This is a genomic window from Curtobacterium sp. NPDC090223 (assembly GCF_044746585.1).
Taxonomy (GTDB): domain Bacteria; phylum Actinomycetota; class Actinomycetes; order Actinomycetales; family Microbacteriaceae; genus Curtobacterium.
Map to the genome: position 1 here is coordinate 155,867 of NZ_JBIVCN010000005.1, position 20,350 is coordinate 176,216.

General features: G+C 71.1%; 16 protein-coding genes. 12 read left to right on the top strand and 4 right to left on the bottom strand.

Annotation, left to right across the window (positions count from 1 at the left end; translation table 11 throughout):
• Positions 1 to 94 precede the first annotated feature (94 nt).
• The 4 genes from ACIPJY_RS13405 to ACIPJY_RS13420 all read left to right on the top strand — a co-directional run bounded on the left by ACIPJY_RS13405 (position 95) and on the right by ACIPJY_RS13420 (position 6,147).
• A complete protein-coding gene (locus tag ACIPJY_RS13405) occupies positions 95 to 1,507 on the top strand; it encodes an extracellular solute-binding protein (RefSeq protein ID WP_400461624.1) in 1,413 nt (470 codons plus the stop codon).
• Positions 1,504 to 2,481, top strand: a complete 978-nt coding sequence (locus tag ACIPJY_RS13410; protein WP_400461621.1) for a carbohydrate ABC transporter permease — start codon at positions 1,504 to 1,506, stop codon at positions 2,479 to 2,481. The genes ACIPJY_RS13405 and ACIPJY_RS13410 overlap by 4 nt, the downstream gene beginning before the upstream one ends.
• Complete coding sequence (locus ACIPJY_RS13415; RefSeq protein ID WP_400461618.1) at positions 2,478 to 3,407, top strand: carbohydrate ABC transporter permease; 930 nt, start codon at positions 2,478 to 2,480, stop codon at positions 3,405 to 3,407. The genes ACIPJY_RS13410 and ACIPJY_RS13415 overlap by 4 nt, the downstream gene beginning before the upstream one ends.
• 76 nt (positions 3,408 to 3,483) lie before the next feature.
• The gene (locus ACIPJY_RS13420; protein WP_400461615.1) at positions 3,484 to 6,147 is read left to right on the top strand and encodes a glycoside hydrolase family 78 protein; all 2,664 of its coding nucleotides are present in this window, start codon (positions 3,484 to 3,486) and stop codon (positions 6,145 to 6,147) included.
• 36 nt (positions 6,148 to 6,183) lie between these two features.
• On the opposite strand, the gene ACIPJY_RS13425 is transcribed toward ACIPJY_RS13420, so the two are convergent.
• On the bottom strand, positions 6,184 to 6,615 hold the full coding sequence (locus ACIPJY_RS13425) for a hypothetical protein (protein ID WP_400461612.1): 432 nt from the start codon (positions 6,613 to 6,615) through the stop codon (positions 6,184 to 6,186).
• Positions 6,616 to 6,730: 115 nt separating this feature from the next.
• Here ACIPJY_RS13425 and ACIPJY_RS13430 point away from each other — a divergent pair, with 115 nt between their 5' ends.
• Positions 6,731 to 7,228: a hypothetical protein gene (locus tag ACIPJY_RS13430; protein WP_400461609.1), complete on the top strand. Its 498-nt coding sequence runs from the start codon at positions 6,731 to 6,733 to the stop codon at positions 7,226 to 7,228.
• A 165-nt stretch (positions 7,229 to 7,393) separates the two neighbouring features.
• Here ACIPJY_RS13430 and ACIPJY_RS13435 read toward each other — a convergent pair whose 3' ends face one another.
• On the bottom strand, positions 7,394 to 7,786 hold the full coding sequence (locus ACIPJY_RS13435) for an L-rhamnose mutarotase (RefSeq protein WP_400461606.1): 393 nt from the start codon (positions 7,784 to 7,786) through the stop codon (positions 7,394 to 7,396).
• The gene (locus ACIPJY_RS13440) at positions 7,783 to 9,108 is read right to left on the bottom strand and encodes an MFS transporter (protein ID WP_400461603.1); all 1,326 of its coding nucleotides are present in this window, start codon (positions 9,106 to 9,108) and stop codon (positions 7,783 to 7,785) included. Before ACIPJY_RS13440 ends, ACIPJY_RS13435 begins: the two co-directional genes overlap by 4 nt.
• 327 nt (positions 9,109 to 9,435) lie before the next feature.
• On the opposite strand from ACIPJY_RS13440, the gene ACIPJY_RS13445 reads away from it, so the two are divergent.
• The 7 genes from ACIPJY_RS13445 to ACIPJY_RS13475 all read left to right on the top strand — a co-directional run bounded on the left by ACIPJY_RS13445 (position 9,436) and on the right by ACIPJY_RS13475 (position 19,040).
• The gene (locus tag ACIPJY_RS13445) at positions 9,436 to 10,446 is read left to right on the top strand and encodes a LacI family DNA-binding transcriptional regulator (protein ID WP_400461600.1); all 1,011 of its coding nucleotides are present in this window, start codon (positions 9,436 to 9,438) and stop codon (positions 10,444 to 10,446) included.
• Between the two features lie 309 nt (positions 10,447 to 10,755).
• Positions 10,756 to 11,925: an L-rhamnose isomerase gene (rhaI, locus tag ACIPJY_RS13450; protein WP_400461597.1), complete on the top strand. Its 1,170-nt coding sequence runs from the start codon at positions 10,756 to 10,758 to the stop codon at positions 11,923 to 11,925.
• 4 nt (positions 11,926 to 11,929) lie between these two features.
• Positions 11,930 to 14,014 carry a bifunctional aldolase/short-chain dehydrogenase gene (locus ACIPJY_RS13455; RefSeq protein ID WP_400461594.1) on the top strand — a complete coding sequence of 695 codons (2,085 nt, stop codon included), beginning with the start codon at positions 11,930 to 11,932 and terminating at the stop codon, positions 14,012 to 14,014.
• A gap of 6 nt (positions 14,015 to 14,020) precedes the next feature.
• A complete protein-coding gene (locus tag ACIPJY_RS13460; RefSeq protein WP_400461591.1) occupies positions 14,021 to 15,496 on the top strand; it encodes a rhamnulokinase family protein in 1,476 nt (491 codons plus the stop codon).
• A 128-nt stretch (positions 15,497 to 15,624) separates the two neighbouring features.
• Positions 15,625 to 16,815, top strand: coding sequence for an alpha-hydroxy-acid oxidizing protein (locus ACIPJY_RS13465; RefSeq protein WP_400462330.1), 1,191 nt, complete (start codon positions 15,625 to 15,627; stop codon positions 16,813 to 16,815).
• An 84-nt stretch (positions 16,816 to 16,899) separates the two neighbouring features.
• Positions 16,900 to 17,835: an ABC transporter ATP-binding protein gene (locus tag ACIPJY_RS13470; protein WP_400461589.1), complete on the top strand. Its 936-nt coding sequence runs from the start codon at positions 16,900 to 16,902 to the stop codon at positions 17,833 to 17,835.
• A complete protein-coding gene (locus ACIPJY_RS13475) occupies positions 17,832 to 19,040 on the top strand; it encodes an ABC transporter permease (protein ID WP_400461586.1) in 1,209 nt (402 codons plus the stop codon). Before ACIPJY_RS13470 ends, ACIPJY_RS13475 begins: the two co-directional genes overlap by 4 nt.
• On the opposite strand, the gene ACIPJY_RS13480 is transcribed toward ACIPJY_RS13475, so the two are convergent.
• Positions 19,006 to 20,241, bottom strand: a complete 1,236-nt coding sequence (locus ACIPJY_RS13480) for an ROK family protein (RefSeq protein WP_400462327.1) — start codon at positions 20,239 to 20,241, stop codon at positions 19,006 to 19,008. The two genes, ACIPJY_RS13475 and ACIPJY_RS13480, sit on opposite strands and share 35 nt — an antisense overlap.
• Positions 20,242 to 20,350 lie beyond the last annotated feature (109 nt).

Sequence of the window (20,350 nt, forward strand, 5' to 3'; positions counted from 1 at the left end):
TATATTCATCGCCACACCGCTGAAACGATTCATCACGCACGATGAACGCCACCCACGGCACCCGATCATCAACGACGACGACCGGAGGTACTCGATGACGAGACCACCATTCCCGCCCACCAGGCCCGCGGCACGTGACGTGTCCCGACGGGCGTTCCTCGCCGCACTCGCTGCCGGCACCGCCACCGTCGGACTCGCCGGGTGCACCGTGATCTCCGGCGGCGCGGTCGCTGCCGACCAGCAGGGCATCCGCCTCAGCAAGGACCCGGCAGCGGGCCGCGACCACGTCGTCGAGATGTACAACATCTGGGGCGGCACGCTCGGCAACGCCTGGGTCCTGCTCGCGGAGCTGTACGAGAAGTCCCAGTCCCACACCGGGGTCCGCGTGACCTACGCCCCGCTGTCCGGCAACACGCAGATCCGCCTGCAGACCGCGATCGCCGCCGGCACCCCGCCCGACCTCGCCTTCTGCACGCCAGAGGAGTACCCGCAGTTCGCCGGCTACGGCGTCGTGACGCGCCTGGACGACTACATGGCGAAGGCCGGCCTCGGCGAGGCGGACTACGCGCCGGCCGTCTGGAAGCAGATGACCGCGACCGACGGCATCTGGGCGCACCCGATCCTGGTCGACGTGAACTTCCCGCTGTTCTGGAACAAGAAGGTCTTCGCGGCCGCCGGGCTCGACCCGGAGACGCCGCCGAAGACGATCGACGAGCTCGACCGCTTCTCGGACGCGATCCTGCAGAAGGACGGGCGTCGGGTCACCCGGATCGGCACCATCCCGTGGGACTACTACGGCTTCAGCAACTCGATGTTCACGATGGGCTTCGCCTTCGGCGGGAAGTTCATGAGCGACGACAACCAGGTCGCGACGCCCGACGACGACAACATCGTGCAGGCGCTGCAGTGGATGTGCGACTACGCGAAGAAGGTCGGCGGCGCGAGCCAGCTGGCCGTCACGGCGCCGTCGCAGACGCTGCCGTCGATCGCCAGCGGCAACGTCGGCATGGCCCCGATGACCACGACCGACAGCTCGAACGTCTACAAGCAGGGCGACAAGGCGAAGGTCGAGCTCGGCGCCGCGCTCTTCCCGTACGCCGAGGGGCTCGGCCAGCCCGGCGGGGCCACGTGGCTCGGCGGGTACGACCTCTTCATCCCGAAGGAGTCCCAGGAGCACGACGCCGCATGGGACTTCCTGCAGTTCGCGACGGTGTCGGACAAGGGCACCGAGTCGAACTTCGAGTACGGCACGCTCTTGCCCGGGTACACGAAGTCCCCGGTCCTCGATGAGTTCCGCAAGGACCCGAACGTCGCGATCTACCGCGAGGGCCTGCTCACCGCCCGCAACATCCGCCCGACCATCCCGGTCGCCAGCACCTACGCGACCGCGCTCGACGTCGCCGTCAGCAGCGCGATCTACGGCAAGACGACGCCGGAGCGTGCGATGAAGAGCGTCGCGGCGCAGGTCAACTCGGCCCTCGACGAGTTCCGGAAGGAGCACCCGTGAGCGTCACACGCAGCATCACGACGAGCGCACCCCGGTCCCGCTCCGGCAAGGACACCTGGTTCACGCACTGGATCCCGCGCACCCGTGCGCAGCGCCAGACCTTCCTGTGGGGGCTCTTCTTCACCGCACCCGCCATCATCGGGCTCATCGCCTTCACCGGCGGACCGATCATCACCAGCGCCGTGAACAGCTTCACGAACGCGAACCTGCTCGGCGGCGCGCGGCAGTGGGTCGGCTGGGACAACTACCGCCAGCTGTTCGCCGACGGGCAGTGGTGGCTCTCCCTCGGCAACACGCTGTTCATCACGGTGATCTCGGTGCCGCTCGGCATCGCGGTCGCGCTCGGGCTCGCACTCCTGCTCAACTGGCGGGTGAAGGGCCTCGGCTTCTACCGCGTGGTCTTCTTCGTGCCCTCGATCGTGCCGATCGTCGCGAGCGCCGTGATCTGGGCGTACGTCCTCAACCCGCAGTACGGCGTGATCAACAACGTCCTCGGGCTGTTCGGCATCCAGGGCCCCGGATGGCTCTCGGACCCGAACTGGTCCAAGCCCGCCCTGATCCTCTTCGGGCTCTGGGGCGTCGGCAACCTCATGGTGATCCTGCTCGCCGGCCTGCAGGGCGTCCCGCAGGACCTCCTCGAGCAGGCCGCCCTCGACGGAGCCGGCACCTGGCAGCAGTTCCGGAACGTCACGCTGCCGTTCATCAGCCCGCAGCTGCTCTTCGCGACGATCACGGGCCTCATCGCCGGCTTCCAGTACTTCACGCAGGCGTTCGTGATGACGGGCGGGTACGGCGATCCAGCCGGCTCGACCCTGGTGTCCGGCGTCTACCTGTACCAGTCGGCGTTCTACCACTACCAACTCGGATTCTCGAGCGCGGTCGGGTGGGTGCTGTTCATCATCATCGCCGCCGTCTCGATCCTGGCGTACCGGATCATCGGCCGGCGCGTCTACTACGGAGGTGAGGCGCGATGACCGCCATCCAGAACCCGACCGCCGCCGCAGCGGCCGCCCGCGAGCCGGGGCGGAACACCGCCCCGAGCAAGCCGATCCCCCAGCACCGCCGGCGCACGTGGCCGCAGATCGCCGAGTCGATCGCGAAGCACTCCGTCCTCATCGTGCTCAGCATCGTGTTCCTGATGCCGCTGTTCTGGATGGTGACCGGGGCCTTCAAGACCCAGGCGGACATCGGGGCGTTCCCCGTGAAGTGGTTCCCGGACACCATCACGACGGGCAACTTCTCCTACGGGCTCGCCACGTTCCCGCTCCTCCAGTACTTCTGGAACACCCTGGTGATCTGCGTGCCGTCGATGATCGGCGCCGCGCTCTCCAGCGCGATGGTCGGCTACGGCGTCTCGAAGATCCGCTGGCCGTGGCGCAACGGCATCTTCACGATCCTCATCGCGACGATGATGGTGCCGTTCTACGTCACGATGGTCCCGCTGTTCGTGGCCTACCGCGACATCGGCTGGACGGGCACGTACCTGCCGCTCATCGTCCCGACGTTCTTCGGCATCCCGTTCTTCATCTTCCTGATGCGGCAGTTCTTCCTCGGCATCCCGGAGGCCCTGTCCGACGCGGCCAGGATCGACGGCGCCGGCGAGCTGCGGATCTTCATCCAGGTGATCCTGCCGCTCTGCAAGCCGGCGCTGGCAGCGGTGATGCTGTTCCAGTTCCTGGCGTCGTGGAGCGACCTGCTCGGGCCGCTCCTCTACCTCACGAAGTCGAGCCAGTACACGCTGTCGCTCGGCCTGACGTTCTTCCAGGGGGCCCAGGGTGACACCGCGGTCGGCCCGCTGATGGCCGTCTCGACCATCATCCTCATCCCCATCGTGGTCCTGTTCTTCTTCGCCCAGAAGACGTTCATCCAGGGAATCACGATGTCCGGGATCAAGGACTGAGCGCAGAAGACGTTCATGCAATCCAACCCGGGCGAATCACGATGTCCGGGATCAAGGACTGACGAAAGGACCACGCATGACCGACACGACAGACATCGTCACGGCCCGGCGGGTGGCCGGTCCCGACATGGCCGGGAGGCCCGGCTCGGCTCCCACGGGAGCGCTCGCCCCGACGGGACTCGCCGTCGAACACGTCCGCGAACCCCTCGGCATCGGTGCGGCCGAACCACGGCTCTCCTGGCACGTCCCCGAGGCCGCATCCGGCTGGGAACCGGGCCTCGCCGAGGTCGAGCTCCTGCAGCGCTCCGCCGGAGACGACGCGGGCACCGTGGCCGAGGTCGACGTCTCCGGGGTCCTGGTCCCGTGGCCGTTCGCCCCGTTGGCCTCCCGCGAACGCGCCACCTGGCGGGTCCGCGCCATCGGGGTGGACGGCACCGCGACCGAGTGGAGCGCACCCCTGGAAGTCGAGGCGGGCCTCCTGTCCGACACCGACTGGACCGCCGCGTTCGTCGCCGCGCCCTGGCGGGAGAACACCCGCGTCGACCAGGCGCCCCCGATCCTGCGCCGCGAGGTGACCCTGACGGGCGAGGTCGTGCGCGCCCGGCTCGCCGTGGCGAGCCTCGGGCTGCACGAGGTCACGATCGACGGCGCCCGCGTCGGCGACGCAGAGCTCGCTCCCGGCTGGACCTCGTTCGGCCACCGGGTCCGCTACCTCGTCCACGACGCGACGGGGTTGCTCGGCGGCGGGCCGCGGACCGTCGCGATCGGCGCACGCCTCGGTGACGGCTGGTACCGCGGCCGGATCACCTGGGACGACCGCGTCCGCAACGTGTACGGCGACCGGCTGGCGCTCATCGCCCAGCTCGACGTCGAGTACGCCGACGGCTCCACGGAGACCTTCGGCACCGATGACTCCTGGCGCGCGTCGCGCGGCGGGATCCTGCTCTCCGGACTCTACGACGGAGAGAAGTGGGACGGCAGGGTCGAACCCGACGGTTGGCAGGCCGTCGGGTTCGACGACGCCGCGTGGGACGCGGTCGAGGTCCTCGACCGGCCCGCGGCGGCGCTCGTCCCCTTCGACGGGCCGGTGGTCCGCGTGACCGAGGAGCGCGAAGCGGTCTGGTCCCGCCGCTGGGACGCCGGCGCGATCCAGCTCGACTTCGGCCAGAACCTGCCGGGGCGGCTCCGCATCCGCAACAAGGAGGTCGGGCCGTTCGGCATCACGATGCGGCACGCCGAGGTGATGCAGGACGACGAGCTCGCGACCCGCCCCTTGCGCACCGCGAAGGCCACCGACGTGTACTACTCCGGGCCGGACGACGACGGCACCGGGACGTGGGAGCCGCGCTTCACCGTGCACGGGTTCCGCTACGCCGAGCTCGAGGGCTGGCCGGCCGCAGCGCTGGAACCGGGTGACGTCGTCGCCGAGGTCATCCACTCGGACATGCGCCGCACCGGCTGGTTCCGCTGCTCCGACCCGCGGCTCGAGCAGCTGCACGAGAACGTCGTGTGGTCGATGCGGGGCAACTTCGTCGACGTGCCGACCGACTGCCCGCAGCGCGACGAGCGCCTCGGGTGGACCGGGGACCTGCAGGTCTTCACGCCCACCGCGGCGTTCCTCTACGACTGCTCGGGCGTGCTGCGGTCGTGGCTCCGCGACCTCGCACTCGAGCAGCGGCCGGACGGCGGCGTGCCGTTCTTCGTCCCGACGCTGCCCGACTCGGACCCGGCCGGACACCACGCCGCCGTGTGGGGCGACGCGGCGACGCTGACGCCGTGGGGGCTCTACCAGGCGTTCGGCGACCGGGGGCTCCTCGAGGACCAGTGGGCGTCCGCGAAGTCCTGGGTGGACGGGGTGCTCGCCACCTCGGACGAGGCGCTCGTCCGGGTGGACGGCTTCGAGTTCGGCGACTGGCTCGACCCGCTCGCGCCGCCGGAGGACGCGGCCGCGGCGAAGGCGGACCGGTACTGCCTCGCGACGGCGTACTCGTTCCGGTCGACCTCGGTGCTCGCGTCCTGGGCGGCCGAGCTCGGGTACACCGACGACGCCACCCACTACGAGACCGTCACTGCTCGGATCAGGGCGTCGTGGCAGGAGCGGTTCCTGACGCCCTCGGGGACGGTCGTCGACGACTCGCAGGCGTCGTCGGCGATCGCGATCGTGTTCGGGCTCGTCGACGCCAGCGGTCCGGTCGGTGACCGGCTCGCCGAGCTCGTGCGCGAGAACGGGCACCGCATCGGGACCGGGTTCGCCGGGACCCCGGTGGTCTGCGACGCGCTGCTGCTGGCCGGGCACCTCGACGACGCGTACGGGATGCTCCTGGAGGACTCGTGCCCCTCGTGGCTGTACCCGCTGACGCAGGGCGCGACCACGATCTGGGAGCGCTGGGACTCCCTGCTGCCGGACGGACGGGTGAACTCGGGCGGGATGACCTCGTTCAACCACTACGCGCTGGGGTCGGTCGCCGACTTCATGCACCGCGTGGTCGCCGGGATCGCACCCACCGCACCCGGGTACCGGGCGATCCGCTTCGCGCCGCGGCCCGGCGGCGGGCTGACCTCGGCGGGGGCGACGCTCGACACCCCGTACGGCCGGGCGTCGATCGACTGGTCCGTCTCGGACGGCACGCTGTCCGTCAGTGCGACGGTGCCGGTCGGGGCGACGGCGGTGCTCGACCTGCCGGGTGCCACGCCGATCGACCTCGCGCACGGCACGTGGGAGGCGTCCGTCCCCGTGTGACGGGCGGTCCTGCCCGGCGTCAGTCGGGCAGGACCGTCAGTCCGGCAGGACCGCGTCCGGGATGTCCCGGAGGAATATCTCGATCGTCTTGGGGCCGACGCCCTTGAGCTCGCCGAGTCGGTCGCGGAGCTCCTGCCGGGACGACGCCGTCGTCACCAGGTGCGACACCGACCCCTCGTCGGCGTCGAGCGTGTGCATCGTCTCGTGCAGCGCGTCCGTCATCTGGTAGTCGAAGCGCCCGTAGCCGCCCTCGTCGAGGACCTTCCGGAGCGCCTCCCGCCCGGCGCCCGCGAACTTCCGCGGACTCGTGAACCCGTGCTCGATCAGGGCGCGGTACGTGTCCGCCGCCTGCTGCTGCCGGATCGGCCTGCCGAAGAGCATGCTCGCCAGGAACCAGCGGTAGAGCTGCTGGGGCCCGCCGTCGGACAGGTCGATCCCGAGGTCCTCCGCGTGCGTCACGTCTGCCATGGCGAGGACCGTACCCGGATCATCCCGAGCACTGCCCGGTCCGGGGGTCACCCCCACCCAGGATCCGGAGGGCAACCGTATTTCACCGTCGACATCCCAGAACGACGATGGGTACATGACCACGTCACGCGCCTCCGCAACCGAACGCTCCGCCGTCACCTCCGCCCTCGCCGTCATCGGCATGGGACTCGTCGTGCTCACCCTCACGGGGTGCAGCGTGATCGCGAAGCAGATGCCGCAGCAGCAGCAGCACTACGACACCTACGCAGACGCCCCCTCGAAGGCGAACTCGGAGGACGTGGCCTGGTTCATGCCCTCGTGGGTGCCGGAGGACGCGAAGGACATCGACGTCCGCCTGGACACGAGCGACCCCGGGTACGTCATCGGCTTCACCTCGGCGAGCGGCGTCGACACCGACGCGTGCACGCCGGTCGACGGTGCACACGGCGGGCCGGCGATGCGCGCGGGATTCCTGCCGAAGACGCTCCCGACGACCGGCCTCGTGACGTGCGGCGACGGCCGGATCACTGCGGAGGTCGACGGCCGCTGGTACGGCTGGACCCCGGAGGAACCGGTGCCGGCCACGTCGAACGACACGCTCCGCACGTCCTGACCCCGCGCCGCCCCGCGCCGCACCGCAGTGTGCGAGCTTCCGGACACGGTGCGCGGGCTCGTCCCTCGCACACTGTCCGGAACCTCGCACGGTGGTCTCCCCCCTCGCACGGTGCGAGGGGGCACGGGGACTCCCCCTCGCACGGTGCGAGGGGGAGGGTGGGGCTCAGTCGGGGGCCTCGGCCGCCACGAGCTGGTCCTCGAGGTTGAACACCTCGGGCAGGATCCTCGCGGTCTGGTCGGCCCGGCCCGTCGCGCCGTCGAAGAGGTCCTGCATGTGCGACTCCCACGCGGTCGCGACCTCGCTCGCAGCGAGCGACGCGTCGGCATCGGCCACCGAGTCCGTCTCGTAGTAGCCGATCAGGAGCCCGTCGTCGTCGAGGAACAGGGAGTAGTTCCGTCGACCCGCGCCGGCGATCGCCCGGAGCATCGCCGGCCACACCGTGGCGTGCCGCTCCCGGTAGGCGTCCATGTGCTGCTGGGCCACCTGCAGACGGAAGCAGACGCGCGTGACGTGAGCCCGGCCTCCCGTCCGATGGTGGGCCGTGGGCCCGCTCACCGGGACGTCTCCGCGCGCTCCTCGACGGTGCGGACCGTCCCCGTCGGGCTGGTGACGGTGCCGTAGCGCTGGGCCTCGATCTCCTCGAGGGTCTTGCCCCGCGTCTCCGGGGCCCAGATCGTGCCGACCAGGAACGACACCGCGAGCAGCCCGATGATGAGCCCGCCGAGCGGGCGGAGGCCGATGTCGGAGAGGAGCACGGGGAACCACATGCTCAGGAGTCCGACCGTCACCCGGGCCGCGAGGAACAGGACGCCCTGCGCGCTGGCCCGGTACCGGGTGGCGAAGAGCTCGCTCGTCCAGAGGCCGTAGAAGGCCTGCGCGCCGATGCCGGACGAGATCCCCCACCCGATCGCGAAGAACAGCAGGGTGCCGAGGTTCGCCGGGCCGTAGATGAGGACCGCCCAGGTGACGATCGCGAGCGCCGCTCCGATCGCGAAGAGCACCCGTCGGCTGATCCGGTCGCCGAACCGCATGAACACGAAGTACGTCGTCAGCACGGTGCAGAACCACACGAGGACCTGCAGCGAGTCCTGCTCGATCACGCTCGTGACCCCGGTCGCGGCGTAGATGCGCGGCTGGAAGATGCCGGCCTGCCCGGCGACCGTGTTCCACATCGCGTAGACGCCGAACAGGAACAGCATCGCGACGAGGTTGATCTTCTTGCTGAAGAGCTGTCCGACGCCGTGGAAGAAGCTCACCTTCCCGGTGGCGGCGCGCTCGTCCTTCCAGATGTTCGACTCCGGGAGACCGCGGCGCAGCCACCACACGACGGCGGCGACGACGAACAGGTGGGCGAAGATGAGCCGGCTGCCGAGGAGCCCGAGCGGAGCCGCCGCGATGGCGAGCGCGAAGCCGACCATCGGGCCGATCGACCATGCCAGCTGCGCGGTGCCGACGTGGGCCGCGCGCTTGCCGGCCGGCGCCTGCTCGGCGATGTAGGTCCAGCTGGCCGGGACACCCGCACCGACCGCGATGCCGCACAGGACGAAGCCGGTGAGGAGCATGCCGTAGTTGCCGGCGAACACCGCGAGGACGACACCGAGCATGTAGAGCAGCAGGTCGTAGGTGTAGATGAACTTCCGGCCGTACCGGTCGCAGAGCGGGCCGCCGATGGCAGCGCCGACCGCGGCTCCGAAGGCGTTCGAGGACAGGCTGGCGAGCAGGCCGACACCGAGGTCGCCGATGTGGAACTGCGCCTGCCAGAACGCCAGGCTCGTGGCGATCGCGATGATCGACCCGGACTCGATGTAGTTCGACATCGCCACCGAGATGGTGGCCCTCCAGCCGGTGGTGTTGCTCGCTCCGATGCGGACCGCCATTGGTCCTCCGTTCGTCCGTTTCGTCAGTGAATCGTTTCAACGCTGCAGCGAAGAGGATACCGCATCGTGCGAGGTTCCGTACAGGGTGCGCCGCGGCGGGGCCGCGCGGGGACCGCGCACGGGGTCGCGGGCGCGCGGCGCCGGACGGGGGCGCGCGCGGCGTCGCGCGGCGCCGAGCCGGGCGGGAAGTCGAAACGCGCGTGGTCAGTCGGTTCTTCCGACCAACCACGCGCGATTCCGCTTCCGAGCGCGGGCGCGATGGGAACGAACGTGCAGCCGGGGCGCGCCTCGCACCGTGCGGAGCCGCCGGGATGCCAGGATGACCGCATGACGGTGAGCGTTCGTGAGGTCGCAGCACTCGCGGGCGTGTCGCTCGGCACGGTGTCGAACGTCCTGAACCGCCCCGAGAAGGTCGCCCCTGGGACGGTCGAGCGCGTGCAGAACGCCATCGCCGAACTCGGTTTCGTGCGGAACGACTCGGCACGGCAGCTGCGGGCGGGCCGGAGCTCCACCGTCGGGTTGATCGTGCTCGACGGCGGCAACCCCTTCTTCACCGATGTCGCACGTGGAGCGGAGGACGCCGCGATGTCGAAGGGCCTCGCGGTCCTGATCGGCAACTCGGACGAATCCACCGAGCGTGAGACGACCTACGTCGACCTGTTCGAGGAGCGCCGGGTCGCCGGGCTCCTGATCTCCCCCGCCGGCGATGACCTGGCACGGCTCGCGCGGCTCCGCGACCAGGGCACCGCGGTGGTGCTCGTGGACCGACGTGCCGACGACGAGCACTTCGCCTCGGTGTCGGTGGACGACGTCGCCGGAGGCCGGATCGCGGTGACACACCTGCTCGCGATCGGGCGACGGCGCATCGCCTTCGTCGGCGGGCCGTTCGGGATCCGGCAGGTGGCGGACCGACACGCAGGAGCATCGTCCGCGGCGACGGCGGGGGGCGCATCGCTCGAGGTACTGCCGACCTCGTCGCTGTCCGTGCTCGAGGGGCGCAGGATCGGCGAGGAGATCCAGCGGCGACCCCCCGCTGAACGCCCGGATGCGGTGTTCGCGGCGAACGACCTCATCGCGGTCGGCCTCGAGCAGGCGTTCATCATGCGCGGGTCGGTCGCGGTCCCGGACGAGATCGCGATCGTCGGGTACGACGACATCGCGTTCGCCGAGGCCGCCGTCGTCCCGCTCACCTCGGTGCGGCAGCCGGCGCAGGACCTCGGGCGGCGGGCGATCGAGCTCCTGGTGAACCAGGTCGAGCACGGGCAGGACGTCGAGCTCGAGCACGTGGAGTTCACCCCGGAGCTCGTCGTCCGACAGTCGACGGTCCGGGAGCGCTGAGGCGCCGCGGGCGCGAGCGCGGCGCGCGGCGCGGGCGCGCCCGCGGCGCGCGGCGCGCCCCCGCCCGCCGGCGCGCGGCGCGGGTTCGCACAACCGAAAGCAGTCCGCACCACGGGATCGGGTGGTTCGGACTGCTTTCGGTTGTGCGGCGGCGATCCGCACCAGCGGGCCCGGCGCGGCGGCGCAGCGGCGCCGCCGCGCCGCTTGCGCGACGCGGCACGCCGCGGCGGCGCCGCCGCGCCGCTTGCGCGACGCGGCGCGGCCGAGTACGGTATGAAACGATTCAATCGACCACGAGGAAGTGACACGATGACATCCGCAGACTTCGGCTCCATCGCGGAGCAACTGGCACGGCAGGCGATCGAGCTGCCGAGCTGGGCGTTCGGCAACTCCGGCACCCGCTTCAAGGTGTTCAGCACGCCGGGCACCCCCCGCGACCCCTACGAGAAGATCGCCGACGCCGCGCAGGTGCACCGGTACACGGGCCTCGCCCCGACCGTGGCGCTGCACATCCCGTGGGACCTCGTGGACGACTTCGCGGACCTCAAGCGCCACGCCGAAGAGCACGGGGTCAGCCTGGGCACCGTGAACTCGAACACCTTCCAGGACGACGACTACAAGTTCGGCGCCCTGACCCACGTGGACGAGACGATCCGGCAGAAGGCGATCGACCACCACCTGCGCTGCATCGACGTGATGGACGCCACGGGCAGCCGCGACCTGAAGATCTGGCTCGCCGAGGGCTCGAACTACCCCGGCCAAGAGGACATGCGCTCCCGCCAGGACCGCCTGCACGACAGCCTGACGACGATCTACGACCGCCTCGGCGACGACCAGCGCCTGGTGCTGGAGTACAAGTTCTTCGAGCCGTCGTTCTACCACACGGACGTTCCGGACTGGGGCACGAGCTACGTGCAGACGAGCGCGCTCGGCGACAAGGCGATGGTCTGCCTCGACACCGGCCACCACGCCCCCGGCACGAACATCGAGTTCATCGTGATGCAGCTCCTGCGCCTCGGCAAGCTCGGCAGCTTCGACTTCAACTCGCGCTTCTACGCCGACGACGACCTCATCGTGGGCGCGGCGGACCCGTTCCAGCTCTTCCGCATCCTGGTCGAGGTCATCCGCGGCGGCGGCTACGACAACCCCGACGTCGCGTTCATGCTCGACCAGTGCCACAACATCGAGGACAAGATCCCCGGGCAGATCCGCTCGGTCCTCAACGTGCAGGAGATGACGGCCCGCGCGCTGCTCCTCGACCGCGTCGCACTCACCGCGGCGCAGGAGGCGCACGACGTCCTCGGCGCGAACGAGATCTTCATGGACGCCTACCAGACGGACGTCCGGAAGGACCTCGCCGCCTGGCGTGCGTCCCGCGGCCTGCCGGCCGACCCGATGCGCGCGTACCTGGACTCCGGGTACCAGCGCTCGATCGCCGAGGACCGCGTCGGCGGCGTCCAGGCCGGTTGGGGCGCGTAGACAGATGACCACAGGACTGGAGGCCCGGGTGGACCCCGCAGCGCACGGCACCGATGCAGACACCACGATCAGCGCCCTCATCGCACGTTCCAACGCGCTCGGCTCGGATCCGCGGATCACGAACTACGCCGGCGGGAACACCTCGGCGAAGGGCACCGACACCGACCCGGTGACGGGCGAACCGGTGGAGCTGCTCTGGGTGAAGGGCTCCGGGGGCGACCTCGGCACGCTCACCCCGGCGGGCCTCGCCGTGCTGCGGGTCGACCGTGTCCGGGCCCTGCAGGACGTCTACCCCGGCGTCGAGCGCGAGGACGAGATGGTCGCGGCGTTCGACTACTGCCTGCACGGCAAGGGTGGCGCCGCCCCGAGCATCGACACCGCGATGCACGCCCTGGTCGACGCCCCGCACGTGGACCACCTGCACCCGGACGCCGGCATCGCGATCGCGACGGCGGCGGACGGCCCCGCCCTGACGGAGACGATCTTCGGCGGGAAGGTCGTGTGGGTTCCGTGGCGCCGGCCCGGGTTCCAGCTGGGGCTCGACATCGCCGCGATCAAGCGCGAGCACCCCGAGGCGATCGGCACGATCCTCGGCGGTCACGGCATCACCGCCTGGGGCGACACCAGCGCCGAGGCCGAGGCGAACTCCCGCTGGATCATCGACACCGCGGAGGCGTTCATCGCCGAGCACGGGAAGGAACAGCCGTTCGGCCCCGTCCGACCCGGCTTCGAGGCACTCCCGACCGACGAGCGCCGAGCCCGTGCGGCCGCGCTCGCCCCGACGATCCGCGGCATCGCCGGCCACGACAAGCCCGTGGTGGGGCACTTCACGGACAGCGACGTCGTCCTGGACTTCCTGGCGTCCGCTCGCGCGGAGGAACTCGCCGCGCGAGGCACGAGCTGCCCGGACCACTTCCTCCGGACGAAGGTGAAGCCGCTCGTCCTCGACCTGCCGGTGACCGCGTCCGTCGAGGACCAGCTCGCGCGCCTGCACGAGCTGCACACGACCTACCGCGAGGACTACCAGGCCTACTACGACCGCCACGCCGACGAGCGGTCCCCCGCGATCCGCGGCGCCGACCCGCTCATCGTGCTGGTCCCCGGCGTCGGGATGTTCTCGTACGGCAAGGACGCCCAGACCGCCCGGGTCGCCGGCGAGTTCTTCGTCAACGCCATCAACGTGATGCGCGGCGCGGAGTCCCTCAGCACCTACGCCCCGATCGACGAGGCCGAGAAGTTCCGCATCGAGTACTGGGCCCTGGAAGAGGCGAAGCTCCAGCGGATGCCCGCCCCGAAGCAGCTCGCCACGCGGATCGCCCTGGTCACCGGGGCCGCGAGCGGCATCGGCAAGGCGATCGCGAAGCGCCTGGCGTCCGAGGGTGCTGCCGTCGTGATCGCCGACCTCGACCTCGCCAAGGCGCAGGACGCCGCCGCCGAGATCGGGGACACCGACCGGGCCGTCGGCGTCGCGGTGAACGTGACCGACGCCGCCGCGATCGACCAGGCGATCCAGCAGACGCTGCTGCACTTCGGCGGCCTCGACCTCGTCGTGAACAACGCCGGACTGAGCCTCAGCAAGAGCTTGCTCGAGACCACCGAGCAGGACTGGGACCTGCAGCACGACGTCATGGCGAAGGGCTCGTTCCTGGTGTCCAAGGCCGCGGCGAAGGTGCTCATCGAGCAGGGCCTCGGCGGGGACATCGTGTACATCTCGAGCAAGAACTCGGTGTTCGCCGGCCCGAACAACATCGCCTACTCCGCGACGAAGGCCGACCAGGCCCACCAGGTCCGGCTGCTGGCGGCCGAGCTCGGGGAACACGGTGTCCGTGTCAACGGCATCAACCCCGACGGCGTCGTCCGCGGCTCGGGCATCTTCGCGTCCGGCTGGGGTGCGAACCGCGCCAAGACGTACGGCATCGAGGAACAGGACCTCGGCAAGTTCTACGCCCAACGGACGATCCTGAAGCGCGAGGTCGTGCCGGAGAACGTCGCGAACGCCGTCTACGCGATCTGCACGGACGACTTCTCGCACACCACCGGGCTGCACGTGCCGGTCGACGCCGGCGTCGCCGCGGCGTTCCTGAGGTAGCGGGCCATGCGCACCAGCGGCAGCGTGGCCGCGGTCGACCTCGGCGCCACGAGCGGCCGGGTGATCGTCGGGCACGTCGACACGGACGGCGTGCGGATGGAGCACGTCGCCCGGTTCCCGAACGGGCCCGTGACGCTCCACGAGCACGACCGCGAGGCCCTGCACTGGGACGTCGTCGAGCTCTACCGGCAGGTGACCGCCGGGCTGCGCGACGCGTTCGGGCAGCATCCCGACCTGGCGAGCATCGGGATCGACTCGTGGGCCGTCGACTACGGACTCCTCCGCGACGGCCGTCTGCTCGGGCTGCCGTACGCCTACCGCGACGAGCGGCACGAGCACGGCGTGGCACCGGTGCACGCGGCGCTCGACGCCCGCGAGCTGTACGCGCGGAACGGCCTGCAGCACCTGCCGTTCAACACCCTGTTCCAGTGGGCGGCGGACCCGGCGCTCGGCGGAGCCGACCGGGCGCTGCTCGTCCCGGACCTGCTCGGGTACTGGCTCACCGGCGTCGAGGCGGCCGAGCGCACCAACGCGTCGACGACGGGGGCACTGCACGCGACCACCCGTGGGTGGGATCCGGCGTTGCGGGCTGCAGCGGGCCTCCCGTCCGGACTCCTGCCCACGCTGCGCGACCCGGGTGACCGACTCGGTCCCCTGCTGCCGGCCGTCGCCGACCTGGTCGGCGGCAGTGCGCCGGTCACGCTGGTCGGGTCGCACGACACGGCCTCCGCCGTGGCCGCGGTCCCCGCGACCGAGCCCGACTTCGCCTACATCTCCAGCGGCACCTGGTCGCTCGTCGGCGTCGAGCTCGACGCGCCCGTCCTGTCGGACGCGGCGCGCGACGCGAACTGCACCAACGAGGGCGGCGTCGACGGCCGGGTCCGGTTCCTCAAGAACGTGTCCGGTCTGTGGCTGCTCTCCGAGAGCGTCCGGACCTGGGAACGGGGCGGGGAGCGCATCGACCTGGAGGCCCTGCTCGCCTCCGCCGCGGCCGTCACCGCCCCGGTCCCCGTCTTCGACGTCGCGGACGAGTCGTTCACGCCGCCGGGCGACATGCCGTCGCGGATCGCCGCCTGGTGCACCGCTCACGGACTCTCGGCACCTGCGAACCGGGCGGAGTACGTCCGGTCGATCCTCGAGTCGCTGGCGGCGGCGTACGCGACCACGCTCCGGACCATCACCGAGGTGACCGGCAAGGACGTCCGCGTCGTCCACGTCGTCGGCGGCGGGTCCCAGAACCGGCTGCTCTGCCAGCTCACCGCCGACCGCACCGGGCTGCCCGTGCTGGCGGGGCCCGTCGAGGGGACGGCGCTCGGCAACGTGCTCGTCCAGGCGCGCGCCGCTGGACTCGCAGGGCTCGGAGGGGCTTCACTGGAGGCACTCCGGAGCATCGTCGCGCGGACCGTGGAGCCCGTGCGCTACTCCCCCACGGCGCCGTCGCGCGCCGACCCCGACCGGACGAACGTCAGGAGCCACGCATGACCACCACCGACGACGGCAAGCGCATCGACCCCGCGACCGGAGCACCGTTCCCCGGCCCGGGGAGCGCGTCGACCGCACGGCCACGGGTCAAGCGGCAGCTGCCGACGGTGCGCGACCTCGCGCCGCTCATGCAGTTCAAGAAGCCGGACCTGAACGCCCGCCGGCGACGGCTCGACCAGGCCCTGACGATCTGGGACCTCCGCGACATCGCCGCCCGCCGGACCCCGCGGGCCGCGTTCGACTACACCGAGGGCGCCGCCGAGGCCGAGATCTCCCTGGCCCGAGCGCGCCAGGCGTTCGAGGACATCGAGTTCACGCCGGCGATCCTCCGCGACGTGTCGACCGTGCGGACGAACTGGGAGGTGCTCGGCCAGCAGGTCGCGTACCCGTTCGGCATCGCCCCGACCGGCTTCACGCGGATGATGCAGACCGAGGGCGAGCGCGCCGGGGCCCGGGCCGCCGGCCGTGCGGGCATCCCGTTCGCGCTGTCCACGATGGGGACCACGGCGATCGAGGACGTCCGCGACGCCAACCCCCACGGCCGCAACTGGTTCCAGCTGTACATGTGGAAGGACCGCGAGAAGTCGATGGCGCTGGTGTCCCGCGCCGAGAAGGCCGGCTTCGACACGCTCCTGGTCACCGTGGACGTGCCCGTCGCCGGCGCCCGGCTCCGGGACAAGCGCAACGGGTTCTCGATCCCGCCGCAGCTCGGCGCGAAGACCATCGTCAACGCGATCCCCCGGCCGTGGTGGTGGTTCGACTTCCTCACCACCGAGCCGCTGGCGTTCGCCTCGCTCGACCGCTGGTCCGGCACCGTCGGGGAACTCCTCGACCACATGTTCGACCCGACCGTCACCTACGAGGACCTGGCCTGGATCCGCTCGCAGTGGAAGGGCAAGGTCGTCGTCAAGGGCGTGCAGTCCCTGGCGGACGCCAAGCGGCTGGCGGACATGGGCGTGGACGGGATCACGCTGTCGAACCACGGCGGCCGGCAGCTCGACCGCGCTCCGGTCCCGTTCCATCTGCTGCCGCAGGTCGTGCGCGAGGTCGGGAACGACACCGAGGTGCACCTGGACACGGGCATCATGTCCGGCGCGGACATCGTCGCCGCCGTGGCGCTGGGCGCCCGGTACACGATGGTCGGCCGGGCGTACCTGTACGGGCTGATGGCCGGCGGCGAGGCCGGGGTGGACCGGATGATCCAGATCCTCACCGAGCAGATCGAGCGCACGATGCGGCTGCTCGGGGTCGCGTCGCTCGAGGAGCTCGAGCCCGGTCACGTCACGCAGCTGGCGCGTCTGGTGCCGCTCGCCCGGTAGCCCGGGGGCCGGGCCGGGCGCGGCCCGGCCGCCGCATCGGTCCAGGGCGGGCCGGTAGGGTCGGCGGTGCGAGAAGGGGGCTCCATGGCCGGGGCGAGCATCAGCGTGCAGGACTTCGTGATGCGGTTCGGGGACCGCACGGTGGTAGACGAGCTCTCGTTCGACATCGCCCCCGGCGAGACCTTCGGGCTGCTCGGCAGCAACGGGTCCGGCAAGACGACGACGATCCGTGCGCTGCTCGGCATCACGACGCCGACGGCGGGCACCCTCACGATCGACGGGCACCCGTACCGGCCGGCCACCGGCGGGATCGGGTACCTGCCCGAGGAGCGCGGGCTGTACCGGAAGGAGTCCGTCATCGACGTGATGACGTACTTCGCGGCGCTCCGCGGCATGAAGCGCCCAGCCGCGACCGCCTGGTCGATGGACTACCTCGCGCGCGTGGGACTCGCCGACCGGGCGAAGCTCCGCGTCGACAAGCTCTCCGGCGGCCAGCAGCAGAAGGTGCAGCTCGGGATCACGATCATGGACCGGCCCCGCCTGCTCATCCTCGACGAACCCACGAAGGGCCTCGACCCGGTGAACCGCCGGCTGCTCCTCGACCTGGTCGACGAGCGCAAGGCGGACGGTGCCACGGTGGTCCTCGTGACGCACCACATGGACGAGGTCGAGCGGCTCTGCGACCGGATCCTCCTGCTCAAGGACGGCACCGCGGCCGCGTACGGCTCCATCCCCGAGGTGCAGGACACCTTCGGCGGTGCCGTCGCCAAGGTCGCGCTCGACGGTGCGGTGCCGCCGTCCCCGCTGTACAAGCTCGCCCGCCACGACGGCCACGTCGCCTACCTCGTGCCCGCGACGACGGCCGCAGCGGACGGCTCGGACATCCTGGCGTCCCTGGTCTCGTCCGGGGTGCACGTCACCGGCTTCGAGATGCGCCGGATCCCCCTCGACGAGATCTTCGTGCAGGTCTACGGCCACGACGCCGGCGCCGACGAACGCATGGCAGGAGGCACGCGATGAGCCGCATCGGCACCGTCATCCGGTTCGAGTTCGTCCGCGCGGTGAAGAAGCCGGCGTTCTGGATCGGCACCCTGGCGCTCCCGTTCGTCATCATCGTGGTGTCGTTGCTCGTCGGGGTCGGGCAGGCCGCCGGCACGGACTCGGCGGTGTCGAGCTCCTCGGCCACGAAGACGCCGTTCCACTACGTCGACCGATCCGGCCTGGTCTCGGAGTCCGTCGCGGCACGCTGGGGCGGGACGCCGTCGACGGACGAGTCCGGGGACCGAGCCGACGTCGTCGCGGGCAGGCTCGACGCACTCGTGGTCTTCCCGGAGTCGCCGTCGACGGACTCGATCACGGTGACCGCGAAGGACCGTGGGCTGTTCGAGAACGGCGGGTACTCCGCACTCGCGCAGCGGGTCCTGGAACAGAGCGTGGCCGCGAACGTCGACGACCCGGAGGCCGTCAGCATCCTCCGCTCCCCGCCGAGCGCCGACGTCACCGCGTACGCGCACGGCAAGGTCGCGCCGGGGTGGCTGTCGATCGTGCCGCCGCTGGTCTACGTGGCAGCGTTCTTCGGCCTGGTGATCCTGCTCGCGGCCCGCATGGTGACGGTGGTCGTCGAGGAGAAGGAGAACCGGATCTCGGAGATGATCCTCACCACGGTGACCGCCGGGGACCTCATCCGCGGCAAGGTCGTCGCCATGCTGCTGGTCTGCCTCGTGCAGATCGGCGTGTTCCTGGTCCCCGGGCTGCTCTCGCTCGTGGTCGTCGTCCCGCTGGTCGCCGGCCGACTCGGACACGTGGTCATCGACCCGTGGCGGATGCTCGTCGGCGCCCTGCTGCTGCTCGGCGGCGTGCTGCTCGCGTCCGCGCTCTTCGTGACCGTCGGTGCCGCGGTCCCCTCGATCAAGGACGCATCCACGCTGCAGTCGGCGGCGATCTTCTCGCTGATCATCCCGGTGTACGCGGCGTTCTTCGTGATGACGAACCCGTCGTCACCGGTCGCGACGTTCTTCACGTACTTCCCCACCTTCACACCGGTGACCGCGATGGTCCGGAACGCGGTCGGTGCGCTGTCCCCGGTGGAGTCGGTGATCTGCGTCCTCGAGGTGTTCGCGGTCGCGGCCGTGCTGCTGTGGTTCGCGCAGTACCTGTTCCGGCACTCGGTCGCCCAGTACGGGTCGAAGGTCACCGTCCGCCAGGTGCTCTCCTGGCGGCGGTGAGGTCGGGTGTCCACCGCGTCCCGGCGGGCAGGCTGAGCGCCAACGGTGCCTCGCGCACCACGTCGAGCGCGCGCTGAGCGGCTCCGACCAGGACGACGTCCGCGCCGAGCGTCGACGCGACGACCTCCGGTACTGGACGGAACGCACCGCCGCGCAGCGCCGCGTTCGCCTGCGCGATGACGGCCGCGGCCGGCTGGGCGATCGCGCCCGCGACGTACACGCGCTCGATGTCGAGCAGGCTCGCCAGCACGATGCACGCCTTCGCCAGCCGGTCACCCAGCCGCTCGACGATCCCCGCGGCGACCGCGTCACCATCCTCGGCCGCGGCGAAGACGGCCGGAGCCTCGAGCACGCCGTGCTCGGCCGCACGTGCGAGCGCGGTCCCGGCGGCGATCCGCCCAGCGGCGAGCGCCTCGGCCGCGAGGGTCCGGCACGCCGCTCCGAGACCCTCCGGGGTGCCGACGCCCTCGACGAGGTTGAGCACGCGCAGTTCCCCGGCGCCACCGTGTGCACCGCGCAGCAGGACACCGTCGACGATCAGCCCGGTGCCGAACCGCTCCCCGGACATCAGCGCGGCGAAGGAGTCGCCGGCGCCGCGTGCCCGTTCGGCGATGGCCGCGAGGTTGGCGTCGTTCTCCACGACCACCTCGCCGTACCCGTCCAGTGCCCCCTCGAAGCCGGGGTTCATCCGGTACCAGAACCCGTCGTCCTCGCGTGGCGACCGCCCGTGCGCGTCGACCGGTGCGGCGACCCCGACCGTGGTGACGAGGACCGGTGCGGCCGGCACCCCGGCGGCGTCGACGGCCTCGGCGACGCAGCGGCGCACGGCACTCCGGCGGTCCTCGACCTCGTCGCCGGACTGCCGGACGCTCCCCTCGGCGTGCGCGAGGACGGCTCCGCGGAGGTCGGCGACGACCGCGGCGACCCGTGCCTGCCCGACGTCGACGCCGACGACGACACCGGCCGTCGGCAGCAGTTCGTAGCGCTTCGCCGGGCGGCCGAGCCGGTACTCGCCCGCGGTCCTGGCGTCGTCGAGGGCGGTGATCCAGCCGAGCCGGACGAGTTCCTCGCACGCCGCGTGCACGGTGGACCGCGTGAGTCCGGTGTGCTCCATCGCCATGCTCGCCGTGAACGCCTGCTCCGTGAACGCGACGTCGAGCACCGTCTCGAGGCTCGAGCGGCGCAGCGGGTCGGTGGGCATGGTCACTGGGCGAAGATACCGCGCCCAGTGTTCCTTGCGTTCGTAAATATTCTCGCTATATTTAGTCCACCGACGGCATCGGAGCGGTCGGGATGACGGGACGGCAAGG

Bases quoted from the DNA above. Each gene is read 5' to 3' on its own strand.
- ACIPJY_RS13465 (WP_400462330.1), top strand. From the start codon at position 15,625: ATGCAGTTCAAGAAGCCGGACCTGAACGCCCGCCGGCGACGGCTCGAC.
- rhaI (WP_400461597.1), top strand. From the start codon at position 10,756: ATGACATCCGCAGACTTCGGCTCCATCGCGGAGCAACTGGCACGGCAG.
- ACIPJY_RS13425 (WP_400461612.1), bottom strand. From the start codon at position 6,615: ATGGCAGACGTGACGCACGCGGAGGACCTCGGGATCGACCTGTCCGAC.
- ACIPJY_RS13430 (WP_400461609.1), top strand. From the start codon at position 6,731: ATGACCACGTCACGCGCCTCCGCAACCGAACGCTCCGCCGTCACCTCC.
- ACIPJY_RS13415 (WP_400461618.1), top strand. From the start codon at position 2,478: ATGACCGCCATCCAGAACCCGACCGCCGCCGCAGCGGCCGCCCGCGAG.
- ACIPJY_RS13455 (WP_400461594.1), top strand. From the start codon at position 11,930: ATGACCACAGGACTGGAGGCCCGGGTGGACCCCGCAGCGCACGGCACC.
- ACIPJY_RS13470 (WP_400461589.1), top strand. From the start codon at position 16,900: ATGGCCGGGGCGAGCATCAGCGTGCAGGACTTCGTGATGCGGTTCGGG.
- ACIPJY_RS13480 (WP_400462327.1), bottom strand. From the start codon at position 20,241: ATGCCCACCGACCCGCTGCGCCGCTCGAGCCTCGAGACGGTGCTCGAC.
- ACIPJY_RS13420 (WP_400461615.1), top strand. From the start codon at position 3,484: ATGACCGACACGACAGACATCGTCACGGCCCGGCGGGTGGCCGGTCCC.
- ACIPJY_RS13445 (WP_400461600.1), top strand. From the start codon at position 9,436: ATGACGGTGAGCGTTCGTGAGGTCGCAGCACTCGCGGGCGTGTCGCTC.
- ACIPJY_RS13440 (WP_400461603.1), bottom strand. From the start codon at position 9,108: ATGGCGGTCCGCATCGGAGCGAGCAACACCACCGGCTGGAGGGCCACC.
- ACIPJY_RS13460 (WP_400461591.1), top strand. From the start codon at position 14,021: ATGCGCACCAGCGGCAGCGTGGCCGCGGTCGACCTCGGCGCCACGAGC.
- ACIPJY_RS13475 (WP_400461586.1), top strand. From the start codon at position 17,832: ATGAGCCGCATCGGCACCGTCATCCGGTTCGAGTTCGTCCGCGCGGTG.
- ACIPJY_RS13405 (WP_400461624.1), top strand. From the start codon at position 95: ATGACGAGACCACCATTCCCGCCCACCAGGCCCGCGGCACGTGACGTG.